This window comes from Actinomycetospora sp. (assembly GCF_055612215.1).
Genome location: NZ_JBVPVA010000352.1, coordinates 1 through 3,490, shown reverse-complemented (window position 1 = coordinate 3,490; position 3,490 = coordinate 1). Strand labels below are relative to the sequence as shown.

The 3,490-nt window shown below is 75.2% G+C and carries 3 protein-coding genes; 2 read left to right on the top strand and 1 reads right to left on the bottom strand.

What is annotated here, in order from left to right:
• Nucleotides 1–9 precede the first annotated feature (9 nt).
• On the bottom strand, nucleotides 10–2,391 hold the full coding sequence (locus AC0CYZ_RS10075; protein WP_472214813.1) for a xanthine dehydrogenase family protein molybdopterin-binding subunit: 2,382 nt from the start codon (nucleotides 2,389–2,391) through the stop codon (nucleotides 10–12).
• A gap of 91 nt (nucleotides 2,392–2,482) precedes the next feature.
• Between AC0CYZ_RS10075 and AC0CYZ_RS10070 the strand changes: the two genes are divergently transcribed.
• Nucleotides 2,483–3,085: a TetR/AcrR family transcriptional regulator gene (locus AC0CYZ_RS10070; RefSeq protein ID WP_472214811.1), complete on the top strand. Its 603-nt coding sequence runs from the start codon at nucleotides 2,483–2,485 to the stop codon at nucleotides 3,083–3,085.
• Nucleotides 3,082–3,490 (top strand): MBL fold metallo-hydrolase (locus tag AC0CYZ_RS10065; RefSeq protein WP_472214809.1); only part of this gene is annotated, 409 nt, incomplete at its 3' end. The genes AC0CYZ_RS10070 and AC0CYZ_RS10065, both read left to right, overlap by 4 nt.

Genomic DNA, 3,490 nt, shown 5'->3' with positions numbered 1-3,490 from the left:
TCAGTGCGGTCACGGTGCCACCTCGGCGAGGGCGGAGAGATCGTAGACGCCGTCGAGGACGGCGAGGACACGGGCCGGGGTCAGCGGGGTCCGGACGGGATGGCCGGCGGCGCCGACGGCGTCGCGGACCGCGCCGGCGATCGCGGCGGCCGACCCGCCGACGCCGCCCTCGCCCGCGCCCTTGGTGCCCAGCTCGGTGAACGGCGAGGGCGAGACCAGGTGGGCGCTCTCCAGCCGGGGGACGTCCTGGCGGCGGGGCAGCAGGTAGCGCTTGAAGTCGGAGCTGGTGGGCGTGCCGTCGGGGGCGAAGCCCTCCTCCTCGTAGAGGGCGATCCCGACCCCCATCGCCACCGCGCCGTGCAGCTGCGCGTCGACGAGGTCCTGGTTGATCACCGTGCCGCAGTCGTGGACCGCGGCGAGCCGCTCGACGGTCACGGTCCCGGTCTCGACGTCGACGCGCACGGCGGCGACGTGCACCGAGTAGGAGTAGGTCGGGTACTGCTGCAGGCGGCCGTTCTGGTCGGGGATCGACTGCAGGTTCTGCGGGCCGTAGGTGCGGGTGCTCTCCAGCTGCAGGCCCTCGACCCCGGGGAGGGCGGACCCGAGGGTCCGCACCGCGGAGATCAGCGGTCCGACGGGGATGGCGCGCCCGGAGTCGTCGTCGACCCGGAAGAGGCCGTCGGCGGCGCGGATCGCCTCCACGTCGGCGCCCAGCAGCGCGGCGGCGCTGGCGTCGAGGCCGGCGCGCAGGTCGCGCGCCGCCAACCAGGCCGCGGTGCCGCCGGTCATCACCGCGCGGCTCGAGAAGCTCCCCGAGCCGAACGGGGTGCGGTCGGTGTCGCCCTGCACCACCCGGACCGAGTCGACGGGCAGGCCGAGGGCACCGGCCACGAGCTGGGCGATCGCCGTCTCGCTGCCGGTGCCGGGGCTGGTCACCCCGGTCAGGACGGTGGCGTGGCCGGAGGTGTCGAGCCGGACGGTGGCGGTCTCGAACCCGCGCGACAGGCTGCCGGCGTAGTCGATGCCCTCCGGGGTCAGCTCGAACCCGACGCCGATCCCGAGGCGTTCCACCCCCTCCGCCCGGGCGCTCTGGCGCGCGCGCAGGTCGTCGTACCCGGCGAGGTCGAGGACCATGTCGAGGGCGCGGTGGTAGTCCCCGGAGTCGATGGTCATCGTCGAGGTACGACGCGGGAGCTGATCGCTGCGCAGGAGGTTGCGCCGGCGGACCTCGGCCGGGTCGAGACCGGTCGCGGCGGCGACGTGGTCCATCGCGGACTCGGTGACCAGGCAGGTGGCCTCCTTGCCGAACCCGCGGGCGCCGTTCCACGGACCCTTCGTCGTCATCACCGCCCGCCAGCGCACCTCGAGGTCGGTGACGTCGTAGCCGCTGGGGAACGTGGCCGCGGCGACCGCGGGCATGATCGGGCCGGGGGTGGCGCACAGCGCGCCGACGTCGGCGTCGAGGTCGACCGACAGCGCCGTCACGCGGCCCGAGGGGTCGAACCCGACCCGGTAGCGGGCGCGGTAGTCGCGGGCCCCGACCAGGAGGGCCTCGGCGCGAGTCTCGACCCAGCGCACCGGGCGGCGCAGCCGCCGGGCCATCAGGCAGGTGAGGGGCTCCTCGGGCAGGCCGGGGAACTTGAACCCGAAGCCCCCACCGAGGGGCGGAGCGACGACCCGGATGTCGGACTCGGGCAGCCCGAGCTGGCGGGCGAGGTCCGCGCGCAGGCCGTGCGGCTGCTGGGTCGCCGCGCGCACCACGAGCCGCCCGTCGTCGTCCACGCGGGCGACGCACCCGCGCGGTTCCAACGGCACCGCGCTCCCCCGGCCCAGGGCCACCTCCCCCTCGACCGTCGCCGGGGCCGCCGCCATCGCCGCGGCCGCGTCCCCCTCGGTGACCACACCCGCCATCACGACGTTGCCCGGCAGCGCCGGGTGCTGGGCCGGGGCGCCCGGCGCGGTGGCCGCGTCCACGTCGAGCAACGGCGGCAGCGGCTCGGCGTCCACCACGACCTGCGCCGCACCGCGTCGCGCCGCCTCCTCGGTGTCGGCCACCACGAGGGCCACCGGCTCGCCGGCGTAGCGGATCCGGTCGACGGGCAGGCACGGCAGCATCAGCGGCCCGGCCGCGCCGGTCAGGGCCTCGGGCAGCAGGCACACCAGGTCACCGATCTGCTCGGCCGCCTCGACCCCGGCGAGCACCGCCCGCACCCCCGGCTCGGCCAGGGCCGCCGCGGTCCGGACCCCGCGGAGCAGGGCGTGGGCGTGGACGCTGCGCACGAAGACCAGGTGCAGACACCCGTCGGGCACCTCGTCGTCGAGATACCGGATCCGTCCCCGCACGTAGCGGTCCCCGTCGAGGCGCCGCACCGCGCCACCGCCAGCATCCATCGCTGCTCCCTCGCCGAAATCGAAGTGAGCACTCACTCCGATGTGTCGTATGGTGAGCGCCACCCGGGCCGGTGTCAACGAAGGGCGGCCGATGACCATCCGCACCCGCATCCTGGCGGCGACCTCGGAGCTGATCCGCAGCGAAGGCTTCAGCGCGGTCACCACCAAGAAGATCGCCGCGGAGGCCGGCTGCGCCGAGGGCAGCATCTTCCGCATCTTCGGCGACAAGGGCGGGCTCCTCGCGGCCGTGCTCTCCTTCGGCCTCGCCGAGACCGGCACGCTGTACGAGGTCGTCGACCGGGCCACCCGGGCGACCGACGTCGGGGAGGCGCTCCGGGCCGTCGCCGAGGCACTGCGCGAGTTCTACCGGGCCAGCTACCCGCTGATCGGCTCCGCGCTGGCCGACCGGCCGCTGTTCGAGCGCTACTCCACCGCCCACCGCGAGAAGGGCACCGGCCCGCAGCAGGCCTGGCAGCTCGTGCACGACGTGCTGGTGGCGCACCGCGACGCGGGCCGGGTCGACGAGCACGCCGACCTGCCCACGTGCGCGCTGCTCGTGGCGGGCGCCTGCCAGAACGCCGCCTGGGTGGAGCTGGTCTCCGGTCCCACGGCCCTGCCGCACGAGGGCGACGGGGTCACCGACGGCGTCGTCGCGGCGCTGTTGCCGGTCCTGACGCCGAGGAGGAGCCGATGAGCAAGCCCGTGGTCGACCACGCCGACGCCCCGCTGCACGCCCAGGTGCAGGAGGTCAGCGACGGCGTCTTCGCCTACGTCCAGCCCGACGGCAGCTGGATGATCAACAACACCGGGTTCCTCGTCGCCCGCGACGGCGTGGCCGCCATCGACGCCTGCTCCACCGAGCGCCGCACCCGCGCCTTCCTCGACACCATCGCCGGGACCACCCGCGCGCCCGTCCGCACGCTGGTCAACACCCACCACCACCCCGACCACACCGCCGGCAACGGCCTGTTCGCCGGCGCGGCGATCGTGGCCCACGAGCGGGCCCGCCCCGAGATGCGCGCCCTCGGACTACCCGACAACTCCGGGATCTGGACCGACGTCGACTACGGCGACCTCGAGCTCGCGCTGCCCTTCCTCA

Bases quoted from the DNA above. Each gene is read 5' to 3' on its own strand.
- AC0CYZ_RS10075 (WP_472214813.1), bottom strand. From the start codon at position 2,391: ATGGATGCTGGCGGTGGCGCGGTGCGGCGCCTCGACGGGGACCGCTAC.
- AC0CYZ_RS10070 (WP_472214811.1), top strand. From the start codon at position 2,483: ATGACCATCCGCACCCGCATCCTGGCGGCGACCTCGGAGCTGATCCGC.